Consider the following 15,366-nt stretch of genomic DNA (forward strand, 5'->3'; position numbering starts at 1 on the left):
CGCCAAGTCGGCCCTGGAGCTAGGGTGTTGACCGTCGATCGACACGACCCTCCAGGGAGATGCCCCATGTCCGGTGACGCCCTCGGTCAGGACCCCGCCGAGCTGAGAAGGAGGATCGACACCACCAAGGCGCACCCCGCCCGGGTCTACGACGTCTTCCTCGGCGGCAAGGACAACTACCCCGTCGACCGGAACGCGGCGGCCGCCGCACTCGCCGCGAACCCGCGCGGCTACCTCGACGTCCGGCACAACCGCGACTTCCTGCGCCGCGCCGTGACCGCGCTGGCGTCGGAGGGCGGCATCCGCCAGTTCCTGGACATCGGCACCGGCCTGCCCACCCAGGAGAACGTCCACCAGATCGCCCAGCGGATCACCCCGGACGCGCGCGTCGTGTACGTGGACAACGACCCGGTGGTCCTGGCCCACGCGCGCGCCCTGCTCACCAGCGGACCCGAGGGCCGTACGGACTACATCGACGCGGATCTCAAGGAGCCCAAGCAGATCCTCGAACAGGCCGCCGAGACCATCGACTTCGAGCAGCCCGTCGCCCTGGTCCTGGTCGCCATCCTGCACTTCGTCGAGGACGCGGAGGCGTACCCCATCGTGCGCGGGCTGATCGACGCGCTGCCGTCCGGGAGCCGGGTCGTCCTGAGCCACCTCACCGAGGACCTGAACGCCGAGAACATCCGCGCCGTCCAACGGACCTACACCGAACGCGGGTTCACCTTCGTGCTGCGCTCCAGGGCCGAGGTCGAGCGTTTCTTCACCGAGAACGGACTGGTGATCGACGAGCCCGGTGTCGTCCCCGCCCACCACTGGCGGCCCGACGGCGACGCCCCGGCCCCCGAGGCCGCCGACCCGGCCTTCCTGGCCACGCTCGACGCCATCGACAAGGTCCGCTACCTGGACATCAACGACGTCACGGACGCGGACATCAACGTCTACGTCGCCACAGGCGTCAAGCCCTAGGGCCGGTCCGCAGGGCGCCTGCGCCCGGTTGCGGTCCGTCCGCATCCCGGAATTGACGGGTGTAGAGGCCACGCATCGCCCTAGGGTGCGGGCAGGGCGGCCCCGGCACGACGGGGCCGCCCGCGAGCACGCCCTCGAAGGGTCCGCCGCCCGCAAGGACAAGGAGCCGCCACCGTGACCGTCGCCGAACCCGCCGCCGCCCAAGCCGCCCCCGTGCCCCCGCTCGCCGCCCGGGCCACCGCGATCGGCGGCTCGCCCGTACGGGACATCCTCGCCATCACCGCCCGCCCCGAAGTGATCAACTTCGCCGGCGGGCTGCCCGCCCCGGAACTGTTCGACACCGACGGCATCGCGGCCGCGTACCGCGACGTCCTCGCCGAGCAGCCCCGACGGGCCCTGCAGTACTCGACGACCGAAGGCGAGCCGTCGCTGCGCGCGGCCCTCGCGGACCGCATGAGCGCCCGCGGACTGCCCACCGGGCCCGACGACGTTTTGGTCACCACCGGCTCGCAACAGGCCCTGTCGCTGCTCGCCACCGCCCTGCTCGAACCCGGCGACACCGTCCTGGTCGAAAGTCCCTGCTATCTGGCGGCACTTCAGGCGTTCGCCTTCGCCGGAGCGCGCGTCCTGGCCGTCCCGGGCGACGACGACGGCCTCGACCCCGACGCCCTCGGCGACCTGGTGGCCCGCGAGCGCCCGAAGCTCCTCTACACCGTGCCGACCTTCCAGAACCCCACCGGCCGCACCCTGCCGGCCGGACGACGGGCCGCCGTCGCCCGCGCCGCCGCCGCGCACGGCCTGTGGATCGTCGAGGACGACCCGTACGGAGAGCTGCGCTTCGAGGGCGAGCGGGTCCCCTGGATCGCCTCCCACGACGGAGCCGAGGACCGCACGGTCCTCCTCGGCTCCTTCTCCAAGGTGATGGCACCCGGCATGCGGCTGGGCTGGCTGCGGGCACCCGCGGCCCTGCGGCGCGCCTGCACCGTCGCCAAGCAGGCCGCCGATCTGCACACCCCGACCGTCAACCAGCTCGCCGCCGCACGCTACTTGGCCGACCGCGACCTGGACTCCCACGTGGCCCAGGTCGCGGCCGTCTACCGCGAGCGGCGGGACGCCATGCTCGCGGGCATCGGTGCCGCCCTCCCGGCCGGATCCACCTGGACCCGCCCGGAAGGCGGCATGTTCCTCTGGGCCCGCCTGCCCGCGTCGTACGACACCACGGCCCTGCTCCGCCCGGTGGTGGAGCGGGGCGTGGCCTACGTCCCCGGCGCCCCGTTCCACGCCGGCACCCCGGACCCGTCGACCCTGCGCCTGTGCTTCGTCACCCAGACCCCGGAGGAGATCACCGAGGGTCTGCGCCGCTTGGCGACGGGGTTGCTGACGTAGCGGACGGGGACGCGGAGCCCGGGGACGGGGGCACGGAGGTCGGGGACGGGGACGGGCTCGTGGAGCCGGCGGACGTCGACGGGGACGGGGACGGGTCCGACGGCGACGGGGACGGGGTCGCGGAGGCCGAGGGAGTCGTCCCGGCCGTGCCCCGGCCGGTCGGCCGCCGGCCGATCCGGTCCACCACCCCTTGCGACACCACGGCTCTGACCTGCGAGAACCCGCCGTTCTTGTCCGAGTGTCCCCGCTCGAAGATGCCGAGGTAGGCATAGGTCTCCGGGTCGAAGACGAGACCGAACGCAATCCTGGGGTACGAGATCCCGATGCCGTGCCGGCCGAGCGCGTCCACCCGGTCGTGGTCGATCTTGACGGCGGGCAGCTTCGCGACGGCCTCGAACGCGGCGGCCTGCAACCCCGGCGGAAAGACCCGGGGGCCGCGCAGGAAGATGCAAGCCTGTATGTACGCGAACATGTCCGCCTCCGCGTCCTTGCCCGTCGTCCTGCCGTGTCCGAACAGCTTCAGGAGCTCATCGGGGTCGGTCGGCCACTTCTCGAGCTTCGCGTACTGGAGGGGCGGCCAGATCACCGAGTGCTTGTCCGGCACCTCGTCCTTGACCCTGCCGTTGTAGACGTACCGGGAGGTCTTCGAGCCGTCCACCGACAGCCAGTACTCGTCGACGAGCCGCAGCTTCCGCGCGCCCCTGTCGTAAATCCGATGGGTGACCTCCTTGGAGTACATGTACTGGTCGTCGCGCGGGATCGGCATACCGCCGGTGTCGGCGCGTGACCTGTCCGCGGCCCTGCGCAGCACCTGGGCGGCGTTGAGCGCCGGCAACCGCGGTCCCCCGCCGTCCTCGCCGCCGGCCACGAGCAGCGTCGTGCCCGCCACCGCCGCGGTGCCGGTGGCCGCGATCGCCGCCCGGAACACCAGCCGCCGGGACAGCGGACGCTGCCGCGCGAGCGCTCCGCCCGCGTCGCCGGTCTCCTCGCCGATGGCACTCCGCAGGCGGGCGAAGGCGACGGCGCGCGCCCGGTCGGTCGGTCCGGCCTGGTCGGCCGCGAGCTCGCGTACACGGGTGAGGTCATCCACGGCGGGGTTCCTCCTGTTCCTCTCGAAAGGCTGTGGGATCCGCCCCGCCCAGTGCTTCGCGCAGCTTCTTGCGGGCCCGGTGCAGCCGTGAGCGCACCGTGCCCACCGGTATGCCCAGGGCCTCGGCGGCCTCCGCGTACTCGAGATCTCCCCAGGCGACGACCAGCAGGACGTCCCGGTGGCGCGCGGGCAGCGTCGCCAGGGCAGCCGACAGGGCCCCGCGCGTGTTCTCGGCACTGATCCGGGCGGCCACCCGCTCCGCCAGCGGCTCGGCGCCGCCACCGTCGGCGGGATCCGCGGACGCGACCCGCGACAGCGCGCGCAGCCGCCGCGCCTCGGCCCGCCGGTGACCGCCGATCAGCCGCGTGACGATGCCGTACAGCCAGGGCCGCGCGTGCGGGCGTGACAGGTCGTACCGGCGGCGCCGCTGGAAGGCGATCACGAAGGTCTCGGCCATCAGATCGTCGGCCGCCTCGGTGCCCAGCCGCCGGGCCGCGTACCGGTGGATGTCGTCGGCGTAGCGGTGGAACAGCTCGGCGAACACGTCGGGTTCGGCCCAGGACCGCTCGATCACCGCGGCGTCGGAGTCGCCGTCCTCGCCCGCACCACCACCGGCACCGGTGTCCGGGCCGGTGCCGGTGGTGGTGGGCGGACGCTGGACTCCGACGCCCGGTGAGAGGGTCATCGGTCGCCTCTCAAGCTCATGGATCTCCTCGAAGACGGGGGCGGTTCACCCACTGTCCGCCGAAGCCCGCGATCGAGTTCCCGACCCGGACCACCGGGATTCCCGGTGGCCTCCGGACGGGCTCAGTCCCACCAGAAGGACCACACCCGCCCGTTCAGCACCTCCTGCTCGGCGTACGCGCGCAGGCTCTCGTGGTGGCCCTGGGTGATGTTGTCCGGGCAGAAGGCGAAGTGCTCCGCCGCGACCGCCTCGGCCTCGGCCGCGGTGGACGGCGGGGCCGCCACCGAGAGGACCAACTGGTCGAAGGTGAGGGCCACCACGCGTATGCCGAAGCGGTCTTCCCACGAGCGGAGCACGGCGCACAGACGCGCCACGTCGCTCTCGTGGTTCAACGGGCCGGGCCAGCCGATGGCCGCCGGGATGTCGGCGCTGCGGCGCGCCGGGACCAGGGCGAGCCGGGGCTCCTTCAGCCAGGAGCCGGACCGCGTCAGGGAGTCGGCGATCTCGGCGGCGCGGGCCTCCGGATCCGCCTGGAGCGGGGGCGCGGCGGCCCGGCCCGGCCAGACGGGCCCGTACGGCGCGATCGTCTCCTCGAAGGCCGGCTGCTCCCCGAAGACCTCGACGACCTTCTCCTTGCCGGGGTAGTCCTGGTCCGGGCCGGGCTCGTCGGCCGCGTAGTCCTCCCAGAACTCCGCCAGCACCTCCTCGGCGTCGTGATCCCCGGGATACGACATCTCGTCGGGCAGCAACTCCCAGTCCTCCGGGCCGTTCTGCGGGCCGCCCACGTCCAGCAGCACCGGCAGCAGCCCCACGGTCCGGGCCGCGGACAGGACCGCCCACCCGCCGGGAACCGCGCGGTCCCCGGCGTGCCACAGCAGGGGCTCGTGCCACGGGCCGTCGTGCGTCGCGTCGATCAGTCTCCCCGGCGGGAGATCGAGCCCGAGCGCGCGCCCGCTCGGGTCTGCCGTCAGCCGCGGCAGCGGATTGGGAAGGGTCGCCATGCCGGTGACTGTAGGACCAGGCACTGACAACGCGCCGCGGGCCCCGTCCTCACGAGGAGGACGGGGCCCGCGACAGGCGTGTCGGAGCGGCCGGAGCCGTCAGAGCCGCTCGGGCGTCCTGATGCCCAGCAGGGCCATGCCCTGGTGGAGGGTGCGGGCCGTCAGGTCGCACAGGAACAGGCGGTTCTCCGCGACCTCCTGCTCGGGGGCGGGCTTGATGACCGGGCACTGGTCGTAGAACGTCGTGTACAGCGAGGCCAGTTGGTACAGGTACGCCGCCAGCTTGTGCGGGGCGTACTCGGCCGCGACCTCCTCCAGCGTCTCGCCGAACCGGTCCAGGTGCAGGCCCAGCGCCCGCTCCGCCGGGGCCAGTTCGAGCTCCGGGTGGGCCAGCGGCGTCCGCTCGCCCGCCTTGCCGAAGATCGACCGGATACGGGCGTACGCGTACTGGAGGTACACGGACGTGTCACCGTTCAGCGAGACCATCTGGTCCAGGTCGAACTTGTAGTCCCGCACCGCCGAGGTCGACAGGTCCGCGTACTTCACGGCGCCGATGCCGACGTACCGGCCGTTCTCCTCGATCTCCCGCTCGCTCAGGCCCACCTTCTCGGCCTTCTCCCGCACGACCGTCGTCGCCCGGTCGATCGCCTCGTCGAGCAGGTCGACCAGCCGCACCGTCTCGCCCTCACGGGTCTTGAACGGCTTGCCGTCCTTGCCCAGCACCGTGCCGAACGCGAGCTGGTGGGCCTTCACGTCGTCGTTCAGCCAGCCGGCCCTGCGCGCGGTCTCGAAGACCATCTTGAAGTGCAGGGACTGCCGCGCGTCCACCACGTAGATCAGGCTGTCGGCCTTCAGGTTGACGACACGGTCGCGGATCGCCGACAGGTCGGTGGCCGCGTAGCCGTAGCCGCCGTCCGACTTCTTCACGATCAGCGGCACCGGGTTGCCGTCCGGGCCCTTCACGTCGTCGAAGAACACGCACAGCGCGCCGTCCGAACGGACCGCCACGCCCGACTCCTCCAGGAGGCGGCACGTCTCGTCCAGCATGTCGTTGTAGCCGGACTCGCCGACCACGTCCGGGTCCCGGATCTCCATGTCCAGCTTGTCGAAGACCGAGTAGAAGTAGATCTTCGACTCGTCCACGAACTTCTGCCACATGGCCAGCGTCTCGGGTTCACCCGCCTGGAGGTCCACCACCCGGCGCCGCGCCCGCGTCTTGAACCCCTCGTCGGAGTCGAAGACGGTCCGCGCCGCCTTGTAGAGCCGGTTCAGGTTCGACATGGCCTCCTCGCCGGAGACCTCGCCGCCCTTGTGGTCCAGCTCGTGCGGGTGCTCGATCAGGTACTGGATGAGCATGCCGAACTGCGTGCCCCAGTCCCCGATGTGGTGCCGGCGCACGACGGACTCGCCCGTGAACTCCAGGATCTGCACGACCGCGTCACCGATCACCGCGGACCGCAGATGCCCGACGTGCATCTCCTTGGCCACGTTCGGCTGCGCGTAGTCGATCACCGTCGTGCCCGGATTCGCCGCGAGGGGCACCCCGAGGCGCTCACCGTCCGCGTACCGCTCCGCCAGGTTCGACACGATCGCCCGGTCGGTGATCGTGATGTTCAGGAAGCCGGGCCCGGAGACCTCGATGTCCTTGATCACGTCACCCGACTCGACCGCGGCCACGACCTGCGTCGCCAGCTCGCGCGGGTTCGCCTTCGCCTTCTTGGCGAGGGCCAGGATCCCGTTGGCCTGGAAGTCGGCCCGGTCGCTTCGTCGCAGCAGCGGGTCGGCGGAACCGGCCTCCGGCAGAGCTGCCGAGAGGGCGTCCGCGAGGCGCTGATGGACGGAAGCGGTGAGGGACGTGACCGAGGCCATGAAGAGGCTGCCGTTTCTGCTCGGGTTCCGGAGACTCTGAGTACGGAGACTCCGAGTACAAGGAAAGCCAGTATCCCACGCGGTGAAAAGCCGTTTTCGCGGTTGAGGCCCGAGCTGGGAGAATGGTCGCGTCAGCCGTACTCGCGTTTGAGGAAGAAGGACGTGCCGATCGTGGCTCAGAGCACCGAGACCACCGACTGGGTCTCCCGTTTCGCGGATGAGGTCATCGAGGAGTCGGAGCGTCGGGCCCCGGGCAAACCGGTCGTCGTAGCGTCCGGACTCTCCCCGTCCGGCCCGATCCACCTCGGCAACCTCCGCGAGGTCATGACCCCGCACCTCGTCGCCGACGAGATCCGCCGCCGCGGACACACCGTGCGCCACCTGATCTCCTGGGACGACTACGACCGCTACCGCAAGGTCCCGAACGGCGTGGCGGGCATCGACGAGTCCTGGGCCGAGCACATCGGCAAGCCGCTGACCTCCGTCCCGGCCCCCGCCGGCTCCGCGTACCCGAACTGGGCCGAGCACTTCAAGGCCGCCATGACCGAGGCCCTGGCCGAGCTCGGCGTCGAGTACGACGGGATCAGCCAGACCGAGCAGTACACCGCGGGCACCTACCGCGAGCAGGTCCTGTTCGCGATGAAGCACCGCGGCGACATCGACGCGATCCTGGAGCAGTACCGCACCAAGAAGGCCCCCGCCAAGAAGCAGCAGGGCCAGAAGCCGGTCGACGAGGCCGAGCTGGAGGCCGCCGAGGGCTCCGGCGCCGCCGCCGAGGACGACGGCAGCTCCACCTCCGGGTACTACCCGTACAAGCCCTACTGCGGGCGGTGCGAGAAGGACCTGACCACCGTCACCTCGTACGACGACACGACCACCGAGCTGTCGTACACCTGCTCCGCCTGCGGCTTCGCCGAGACCGTCCTGCTCAGCGAGTTCAACCGCGGCAAGCTGGTCTGGAAGGTCGACTGGCCCATGCGCTGGGCCTACGAAGGCGTGATCTTCGAGCCCAGCGGCGTCGACCACTCCTCCCCGGGCTCCTCCTTCCAGGTCGGCGGCCAGATCGTCGGGATCTTCGGCGGCGAGCAGCCCATCGGCCCGATGTACGCCTTCGTCGGCATCTCCGGCATGGCCAAGATGTCCAGCAGCAAGGGCGGGGTCCCGACCGCGTCCGACGCGCTCCAGATCATGGAGCCGCAACTGCTGCGCTGGCTGTACGCCCGCCGCCGCCCCAACCAGTCGTTCAAGATCGCCTTCGACCAGGAGATCCAGCGGCTCTACGACGAGTGGGACAAGCTCGCCGGCAAGGTCGCCGACGGCTCGGTCCTGCCGGCCGACGCGGCCGCGTACAGCCGCGCCGTCGGCACCGCCGCCGGCGAGCTGCCCCGGACCCCCCGCCCGATGGCGTACCGCACCCTCGCCTCCGTCGCCGACATCACCGCCGGCGCCGAGGACCAGACCCTGCGCATCCTGAGCGAACTCGACCCCGAGAACCCGCTCGCGTCCCTGGACGAGGTCCGGCCCCGCCTCGACAAGGCCGAGACCTGGATCAACACCCAGGTCCCCGCCGAGGAGCGCACCGTCGTCCGCGACGAGCCCGACGCCGAGCTCCTGAAGTCCCTCGACGACCAGGGCCGCGAGTCGCTGCGCCTGCTCCTCGACGGACTGGAGGAGAACTGGTCCCTGGACGGCCTCACCCACCTCGTCTACGGCGTTCCCAAGGTCCAGGCGGGCTTCCCCGCCGACGCGACCGCCAAGGAACTCCCCGCCGAGATCAAGGTCGCCCAGCGCACGTTCTTCGCCCTGCTCTACCACCTGCTCGTCGGCCGCGACACCGGCCCGCGTCTGCCCACGCTGCTGCTGGCCGTGGGACAGGACCGGGTGCGCAAGCTGCTCGCGGCGTAGCGGCCCCGGCCGTACGAGGAAGGGGCGCCCGGTGATCACCGGGCGCCCCTTCCTCGTACACGCTGTCGCGCTCGTTCACCGACGCGCCTAGGCTATGTGGTCCTCCTGGAGCTCCGCCGTGTGGCGGTTGGTGAAGCGGTGGACCATGCGGTCGGCCTCACGCTGCGGGAGCGTGACGCGGTACGTCGCCTCCACATCACCCCTGAACTGGCCCGAGGTCGGGTAACTGCCGTCTATCGACTTCTTGAAGACCAGGTAGTAGTCCTCCTCGGTCGGCTCCGTGCTGCCGCCCGAACCCAGGTCACGGGTACGGCCCGGGCCGGACGGGATCGGGAAGGTACCGGTGTCCTCCGGGGCGGGGTCGGGGGCCGACGGTTCCTCGTACTGCTGCCGCTCGAACCTCTGCTGCTCCTCGAACCGTTGTTGTTCCTGGAGCTGCTGACTGGCCCAGAACTGCTGCTGCTCCTGGAACAGCTCGGCCTGCTGCTGCTCCGCGAACCACTGCTGGTACGCCGCGTCCGGGTCGTAGCCGCCCTGGTACTCGATGGACTCCGGGTTCCGCGCCTGGAGCCACGGATTCTGCGGCTCGGCGTAGCCCGGCGACTCGGGGCGTTCGCCGCCCTCGGGAGCGGGGCGCTGCTCGATGGGCTGGGGCTGGAGGGCGGCCGCGGGCTCGGGGGTGCGACCGCCCCCGGACGCGTCGGCCGGCGCCAGGGCCGGCGTGGGAGCGGGTGCCGGAGGCAGTACCGCCGGCTCGATGCCCGCCGCCGCCAGACCCGCCGGGGCGGTCTCCGCGAGGGGCACGCCGTAGCGGGCCAGCCGCAGCGGCATCAGCGACTCCACGGGGGCCTTGCGGCGCCAGGCGCGGCCGAAGCGGGAGTGCAGACGGGCCTGGTAGACCAGCCGGTCCTGCTCCAGCTTGATGACCTGCTCGTAGGAGCGCAGCTCCCACAGCTTCATGCGGCGCCACAACAGGAAGGTCGGGATGGGGGAGAGCAGCCAGCGGGTGAGGCGGACCCCCTCCATGTGCTTGTCGGCCGTGATGTCGGCTATGCGGCCGATCGCGTGGCGGGCCGCCTCGACCGAGACAACGAACAGCACCGGGATGACGGCGTGCATGCCCACGCCCAGCGGGTCCGGCCAGGCCGCCGCGCCGTTGAACGCGATCGTCGCCATCGTCAGCAGCCAGGCCGTCTGGCGCAGCATCGGGAACGGGATACGGATCCACGTCAGCAGCAGGTCGAGGGCGAGCAGGACGCCGATACCCGCGTCGATGCCGATCGGGAAGACGTAACTGAAGTTCCCGAAACCCTTCTGCAACGCCAGCTCACGGACCGCCGCGTACGAACCGGCGAAGCCGATGCCGGCGATGATGAGCGCACCGGCGACGACCACGCCGATGAGAATCTTGTGCATCCGTGTGAGCTGTATGGGCGCGGCCACCTGTACTCCCCTCCCCTTGCGTGTTGTTGCGCGCAACAGAGTGGCACATGTGTGTGGCGTACGGATGCGCGGTATGGAAGGAGCCCGGTTCCGGACGGAACCGGGCCCCGTGAACTGTCTGCCGGAGCCCCGGGTCGGGCCCCGTGTCCGGTCGAGACCGGGTCAGCTCTTCCCGGCCGCCGACTGCGACGGCGAGGCGCTCTTGGAGCCGGTCTTGGACGTGCCCCCGGAGGCGCTCCTGGACGGCGAGGCCGACGGCGCGGACGAGGTCTTCGACGACCCCTTCGAGGAGTCCTTCGACGAGGAGCCCGGGTCGGGCGAGCCCGAACCCGCCGCACCGCCGTCCCCGTTCGCGGCGGCCACCGCGGCCACCGCTTCCTTCGTGGCCTTCTCGGCGGCCTTCTGCAGCGTGGTCGCGTCCGGGGTCTTCTCACCCGCGAGCCCGGCGCCGTTGTAGTCGAGCGTCACGACCACGTTCTCGACGCGCGCGACGATCGTCTGCTGCTTGAAGGTGCCTTCCTTCTTCTTCAGGCCGTAGTGCACGGCCGTCGCCTCGTCGCCCGTACCGGAGACCGGCGCCGACTTGGCGTCCAGCGCGCCCTCCACCGTCTGCGCGGCCGAGACCTGCTTCTGGAAGTAGGCGTGGGCCTGTTCGTCGCCCGAGCCGCGCGCGTCCGAGTCGAAGCGGAGCAGCGCCACGTTCAGCCAGCGGAACTGAGAGCCCTTCACCCCGTTGTTGTCGAGACTCGTCCAGTTGCAGTTGCCGCGCTGCTTCGGCTCATCCAGCTTGCCGGACTTGCCCGACTTCGAGCCCTTCGGTATCAGTTCGCCCAGTGTCTTGTTCGACAGCACCGAGCACGCCTTGGGCAACGTCGTGTACGCGGCGGGCTGGACGGTGGGGGCCGCGCTGCTCGCGGACACCGTCGCTCCCGGGCCCGCGCTCGCGTCCTTCTGCGCGTCGTCACCGGAGCCGGAGTCCGAGGAACAGCCCGCGGCGACGAGCATCACCGGGACGGCGGCCGCGCTGACAAGGATGCGGGGGAGTCGCTGTGCTCGGCCTGCTCGTTGTACTGGTCGGTGCATGGTTCCTTCACTCGTGGCGCTCGTGGTACGGCCGCACATGGGGTGTGCGGCCGGTCGATTCCAAGGGGCCACGGTACGCGGTGGGGCGTGGGGGCGGTTCCCGTTCGGGTGGTTTGCGCCGGGGCGCCCCCATCGGCCGCGGGGCCGCTAGCCGTTGAGGCGGGAGGCCAGCTCCTGGGCCAGTTTCTGCACCCTGTCCTGCATTTCCTTGCTGTCGGGGGCGTCCGTGGAAGCCGTCGGCTGCTCGGAGTATTCGATCCTCACGATCACGTTGGACGTGCGGAACACCACAGTCACCGTGCGCTGCTGAGCCGTCGACGAGCCGGTGCTCAGCTTGTCGTCGAGGAACGCCTCGTCGCCGAGGTCGTCGAGGACGCGCGGCTGGAGATCGGCCGGGGTTCGCGAGGCGGAGGCGGAGGGAGCGGAGGGGGCGCCCGAGGGGTCGCCGGTCTCCGTGCCTGCGCCGTTGTCGCCGTCGGCCGTGGCGCCGGCGCCGGCGCCGGCGCTCGGGCTCGCGGTTGCTTCGTCGGACGCGGACGCGGCGGGCTCGGGGAGGTCGGCCGCGGTCTGCCTGGTGGCGTAGAGCTCCTCCGCCTTGGCCTCGTCGCTCACCGTGTTGTCGTACGAGACCACGCGCTCGAAGTCGAGGGAGAGGTGATCGGTGGCGGCGGCGGAGGCCACCTTCCAGTCGCAGCCGTCGCGCCGGTCCGTGTCGTACGTGAGCGTCGCCTCGCCCGCGTACGCCTTCTCCTGCTGGGCCTCGTCGGTCGTCTCCTGGATGCCGGGCAGCAGCGTGTCGAGCGTGTCGCGATCCGCGGCGCCGCACGCCTCCGGGAGGGTGCGGTATTTGCCCGGCTGGGCCGCCGCGGCCGTCGTGCCGGTGTCGCCGCCCTTGGAGTCGGGGGCCGGACCGCCCACACCGGAACCGCCCGTGCAGCCCGCCAGCACTGCCGCGAGGAGCACGGCGGCGCCAGATACGTACGCCTTCCGCTGCACGGTCAGGCTCCTCTCGACGGTTCCCGTCGGCGCTTCGGCCCGGGTGTCCTGTGGTTATTGGGTTGCCGCACGGGGGCGACCCCTGGAGACAATGTGTATCGCACGCACAGCCGTGGACGCCGGTCCGTTGTCCTATACGTCGACCTAGGCGCCGGTTTTGCGATTTAAGACTTCTGTTGGTTTTGTGGGGGAAGAGGACGATATGTCGTACGTAGAGATGCCGGGGGCGCAGGTTCCCATCCGCATGTGGGCCGACCCCGCCTCCGTCGAGGACGTCGCGCTCCGCCAGCTCCAGAACGTGGCGACCCTGCCCTGGATCAAGGGCCTCGCCGTCATGCCGGACGTCCACTACGGCAAGGGCGCGACGGTCGGCTCCGTCATCGCGATGCGGGACGCCGTGTGCCCGGCGGCGGTGGGCGTCGACATCGGCTGCGGAATGTCCGCCGTCAAGACCTCCCTCACCGCCAACGACCTCCCGGGCGACCTCTCGCGGCTCCGCTCGCAGATCGAGCAGGCGATCCCGGTCGGCCGCGGCATGCACGACTCCGCGGTCACCCCGGACGGCTTCCACGGCCTGGCCACCGCCGGCTGGGACGACTTCTGGGCGCGGTTCGACGGGGTGGCGGACGCGGTCAAGTTCCGTCAGGACCGGGCTGTGAAGCAGATGGCGACGCTCGGCGGGGGGAATCACTTCGTTGAGGTTTGTATCGATTCGGAGGGTTCTGTCTGGTTGATGCTGCACTCCGGTTCCCGGAACATCGGCAAGGAACTGGCCGAGCATCACATCGGGGTCGCGCAGAAGCTCCCGCACAACCAGGGTCTGGTCGACCGGGACCTCGCCGTCTTCGTCGCGGACACGCCCCAGATGGCGGCGTACCGCAACGACCTGTTCTGGGCCCAGGAGTACGCGAAGAACAACCGGACGCTCATGATGGCGCTCCTCAAGGACGTGATCCGCAAGGAGTTCAAGAAGGCGAAGCCCGCCTTCGAGCCGGAGATCTCCTGCCACCACAACTACGTGAACGTCGAGCACTACGACGGCATGGACCTGCTCGTCACGCGCAAGGGAGCCATCAGCGCGCGGGCGGGTGAGTTCGGCATCATCCCGGGCTCGATGGGGACCGGGTCGTACATCGTGAAGGGGCTCGGCAACGAGAAGTCCTTCAACTCGGCCTCGCACGGCGCGGGTCGGCGCATGAGCCGCAACGCGGCCAAGCGGCGCTTCTCGACGAAGGACCTGGAGGACCAGACGCAGGGCGTGGAGTGCCGCAAGGACTCCGGCGTCGTGGACGAGATCCCGGGTGCGTACAAGCCGATCGAGCAGGTCATCGAGCAGCAGCGTGACCTCGTGCAGGTCGTGGCGAAGCTGAAGCAGGTTGTCTGTGTGAAGGGGTGAGGTGCGTGGGCGGTCCGCCGTCCGCCGTCTGCCGCGTGGCGTCTGTAGTCCGACTGCCTTGAGGGCCCGAGCCGTTGACGGCTCGGGCCCTTCGCGTTCACTTCGTGCTCAGGACGGCCCAGATCATCACGAAGGCCACGATGTGGATGCCGAAGAGGAAGTACGCGAGGTAGTACCAGACGTACCGTTCGCGCTTCTTCTCCAGGGCCAGGCGGGCCTGTTCGCCGGTCGCGGGCGGCTGGGGCGTGGGTGTCCCGTCCGGTGTCACAGTTCGCGGTGGATCTTCGTGTTCGACGCCTGGGCCCGGGGGCGGACCACGAGGAGGTCGATGTTCACGTGGCTGGGGCGGGTGACCGCCCACGTGATCGTCTCGGCCACGTCGTCGGCGGTCAGGGGCTGGGCCACGCCCGCGTAGACCTTGGCGGCCTTCTCGGTGTCGCCGCCGAAGCGGGTGAGAGCGAACTCCTCCGTCTTGACCATGCCGGGGGCCACCTCGATGACCCGTACCGGCGTGCCGACGATCTCCAGGCGCAGCGTCTCGGCGAGCACGTGCTCGGCGTGCTTGGCGGCCACGTAGCCGCCGCCGCCCTCGTACGTGGCGTGGGCCGCCGTGGAGGACAGGACCACGACCGTGCCGTCGCCGCTGGCGGTGAGCGCGGGGAGGAGGGCCTGGGTGATGTTCAGGGTGCCGATGACGTTCGTCTCGTACATCTGGCGCCACTGGGCCGGGTCGCCCGTCGCGATCGGGTCGGCGCCGAGTGCGCCGCCGGCGTTGTTGACCAGCACGCCGACCGTCTTGAACGCCGTCGCGAACTCGTCGACCGCGGTGCGGTCCGTGACGTCCAGGGCGTACGCGGTGGCCTGGCCGCCCGCCGCGGTGATCTCCTCCGCCAGCGCCTCGATGCGGTCCTTGCGGCGGGCCGTGAGGACGACGCGGTAGCCCTCGGCCGCGAGCTGTCGGGCCGTCGCGGCGCCGATTCCGCTGCTTGCACCGGTGATGACGGCGATACGGGACGCGGCGGCGGGGGTCATACGGCTGCTCCTTGGCGGGTCTGCGGGTCTGCGGTCTCCGGCCAGGATAGGCGGGGGTCAGTTGCCCCCTCGGGGGGCGTACATGATCACGGCGGCTCCGGCCAGGCAGATCAGGGCGCCGGTGATGTCCCAGCGGTCGGGGCGGTAGCCGTCGGCGACGACGCCCCAGGCGAGGGAGCCGGCGACGAAGACTCCGCCGTACGCGGCGAGGACGCGGCCGAACTCGGCGTCCGGCTGGAGGGTGGCGACGAAGCCGTACAGGCCCAGGGTCATCACGCCGGCGCCGATCCAGAGGGCGCCCCGGTGTTCGCGTACGCCTTGCCAGACGAGCCAGGCGCCGCCGATCTCCAGGAGTGCGGCCAGGGCGAAGAGGAGCGCGGAGCGGGCGATCAGCATGGGGACACTGTTTCAGGGCGCGGTTCCCGTCCGGTGGTGGGTCGGGGCCGTGCCGGTGCATCAGCCCGTCGCCGTCGGGTGAGGAGTGACCGTCGGTGGCGACGGCCATTGATGT

At 71.0% G+C, this 15,366-nt stretch carries 14 protein-coding genes; 4 read left to right on the forward strand and 10 right to left on the reverse strand.

Annotation, left to right across the window (positions count from 1 at the left end; translation table 11 throughout):
* Positions 1–66 precede the first annotated feature (66 nt).
* Both ACZ4TO_RS19070 and ACZ4TO_RS19075 read left to right on the forward strand, forming a co-directional pair.
* A complete protein-coding gene (locus ACZ4TO_RS19070; RefSeq protein WP_468024812.1) occupies positions 67–969 on the forward strand; it encodes an SAM-dependent methyltransferase in 903 nt (300 codons plus the stop codon).
* Positions 970–1,143: 174 nt separating this feature from the next.
* Positions 1,144–2,355 carry an aminotransferase-like domain-containing protein gene (locus ACZ4TO_RS19075; protein ID WP_385049674.1) on the forward strand — a complete coding sequence of 404 codons (1,212 nt, stop codon included), beginning with the start codon at positions 1,144–1,146 and terminating at the stop codon, positions 2,353–2,355.
* Here the strand turns inward: ACZ4TO_RS19075 and ACZ4TO_RS19080 are convergent.
* From ACZ4TO_RS19080 to argS, 4 genes are all read right to left on the reverse strand, one after another.
* Positions 2,312–3,445, reverse strand: coding sequence for a CU044_5270 family protein (locus ACZ4TO_RS19080; RefSeq protein WP_468024813.1), 1,134 nt, complete (start codon positions 3,443–3,445; stop codon positions 2,312–2,314). The genes ACZ4TO_RS19075 and ACZ4TO_RS19080 overlap by 44 nt on opposite strands.
* Positions 3,438–4,130 (reverse strand): RNA polymerase sigma factor, encoded by a 693-nt coding sequence (locus ACZ4TO_RS19085; protein ID WP_468024814.1) that lies wholly within the window; start codon positions 4,128–4,130, stop codon positions 3,438–3,440. Before ACZ4TO_RS19085 ends, ACZ4TO_RS19080 begins: the two co-directional genes overlap by 8 nt.
* Positions 4,131–4,252: 122 nt before the next feature.
* Positions 4,253–5,131, reverse strand: a complete 879-nt coding sequence (locus ACZ4TO_RS19090; RefSeq protein WP_468024815.1) for a DUF4253 domain-containing protein — start codon at positions 5,129–5,131, stop codon at positions 4,253–4,255.
* Between the two features lie 99 nt (positions 5,132–5,230).
* The gene (gene argS, locus ACZ4TO_RS19095) at positions 5,231–7,000 is read right to left on the reverse strand and encodes an arginine--tRNA ligase (RefSeq protein WP_468024816.1); all 1,770 of its coding nucleotides are present in this window, start codon (positions 6,998–7,000) and stop codon (positions 5,231–5,233) included.
* Positions 7,001–7,162: 162 nt separating this feature from the next.
* Here argS and lysS point away from each other — a divergent pair, with 162 nt between their 5' ends.
* The gene (lysS, locus tag ACZ4TO_RS19100; RefSeq protein WP_468024817.1) at positions 7,163–8,905 is read left to right on the forward strand and encodes a lysine--tRNA ligase; all 1,743 of its coding nucleotides are present in this window, start codon (positions 7,163–7,165) and stop codon (positions 8,903–8,905) included.
* 87 nt (positions 8,906–8,992) lie between these two features.
* On the opposite strand, the gene ACZ4TO_RS19105 is transcribed toward lysS, so the two are convergent.
* The 3 genes from ACZ4TO_RS19105 to ACZ4TO_RS19115 form a co-directional block, all read right to left on the reverse strand.
* The gene (locus tag ACZ4TO_RS19105) at positions 8,993–10,321 is read right to left on the reverse strand and encodes a DUF2637 domain-containing protein (RefSeq protein ID WP_468024818.1); all 1,329 of its coding nucleotides are present in this window, start codon (positions 10,319–10,321) and stop codon (positions 8,993–8,995) included.
* 189 nt (positions 10,322–10,510) lie between these two features.
* Complete coding sequence (locus ACZ4TO_RS19110) at positions 10,511–11,431, reverse strand: DUF3558 domain-containing protein (protein ID WP_468024819.1); 921 nt, start codon at positions 11,429–11,431, stop codon at positions 10,511–10,513.
* 147 nt (positions 11,432–11,578) lie between these two features.
* Positions 11,579–12,427 carry a DUF3558 domain-containing protein gene (locus ACZ4TO_RS19115; RefSeq protein ID WP_468024820.1) on the reverse strand — a complete coding sequence of 283 codons (849 nt, stop codon included), beginning with the start codon at positions 12,425–12,427 and terminating at the stop codon, positions 11,579–11,581.
* A gap of 202 nt (positions 12,428–12,629) precedes the next feature.
* Here ACZ4TO_RS19115 and ACZ4TO_RS19120 point away from each other — a divergent pair, with 202 nt between their 5' ends.
* Positions 12,630–13,823, forward strand: coding sequence for an RtcB family protein (locus ACZ4TO_RS19120; RefSeq protein ID WP_468024821.1), 1,194 nt, complete (start codon positions 12,630–12,632; stop codon positions 13,821–13,823).
* 97 nt (positions 13,824–13,920) lie between these two features.
* Here ACZ4TO_RS19120 and ACZ4TO_RS19125 read toward each other — a convergent pair whose 3' ends face one another.
* From ACZ4TO_RS19125 to ACZ4TO_RS19135, 3 genes are read right to left on the reverse strand one after another with little or no spacing between them, the layout of a single operon-like run.
* Positions 13,921–14,091 carry a hypothetical protein gene (locus ACZ4TO_RS19125; protein ID WP_385045891.1) on the reverse strand — a complete coding sequence of 57 codons (171 nt, stop codon included), beginning with the start codon at positions 14,089–14,091 and terminating at the stop codon, positions 13,921–13,923.
* Positions 14,088–14,855, reverse strand: coding sequence for an SDR family NAD(P)-dependent oxidoreductase (locus tag ACZ4TO_RS19130; protein WP_382793627.1), 768 nt, complete (start codon positions 14,853–14,855; stop codon positions 14,088–14,090). The genes ACZ4TO_RS19125 and ACZ4TO_RS19130 overlap by 4 nt, the downstream gene beginning before the upstream one ends.
* A gap of 57 nt (positions 14,856–14,912) precedes the next feature.
* Positions 14,913–15,251, reverse strand: a complete 339-nt coding sequence (locus ACZ4TO_RS19135; protein WP_365493604.1) for a YnfA family protein — start codon at positions 15,249–15,251, stop codon at positions 14,913–14,915.
* Positions 15,252–15,366: the final 115 nt, after the last annotated feature.

Source organism: Streptomyces sp. NPDC028298, from assembly GCF_055565895.1.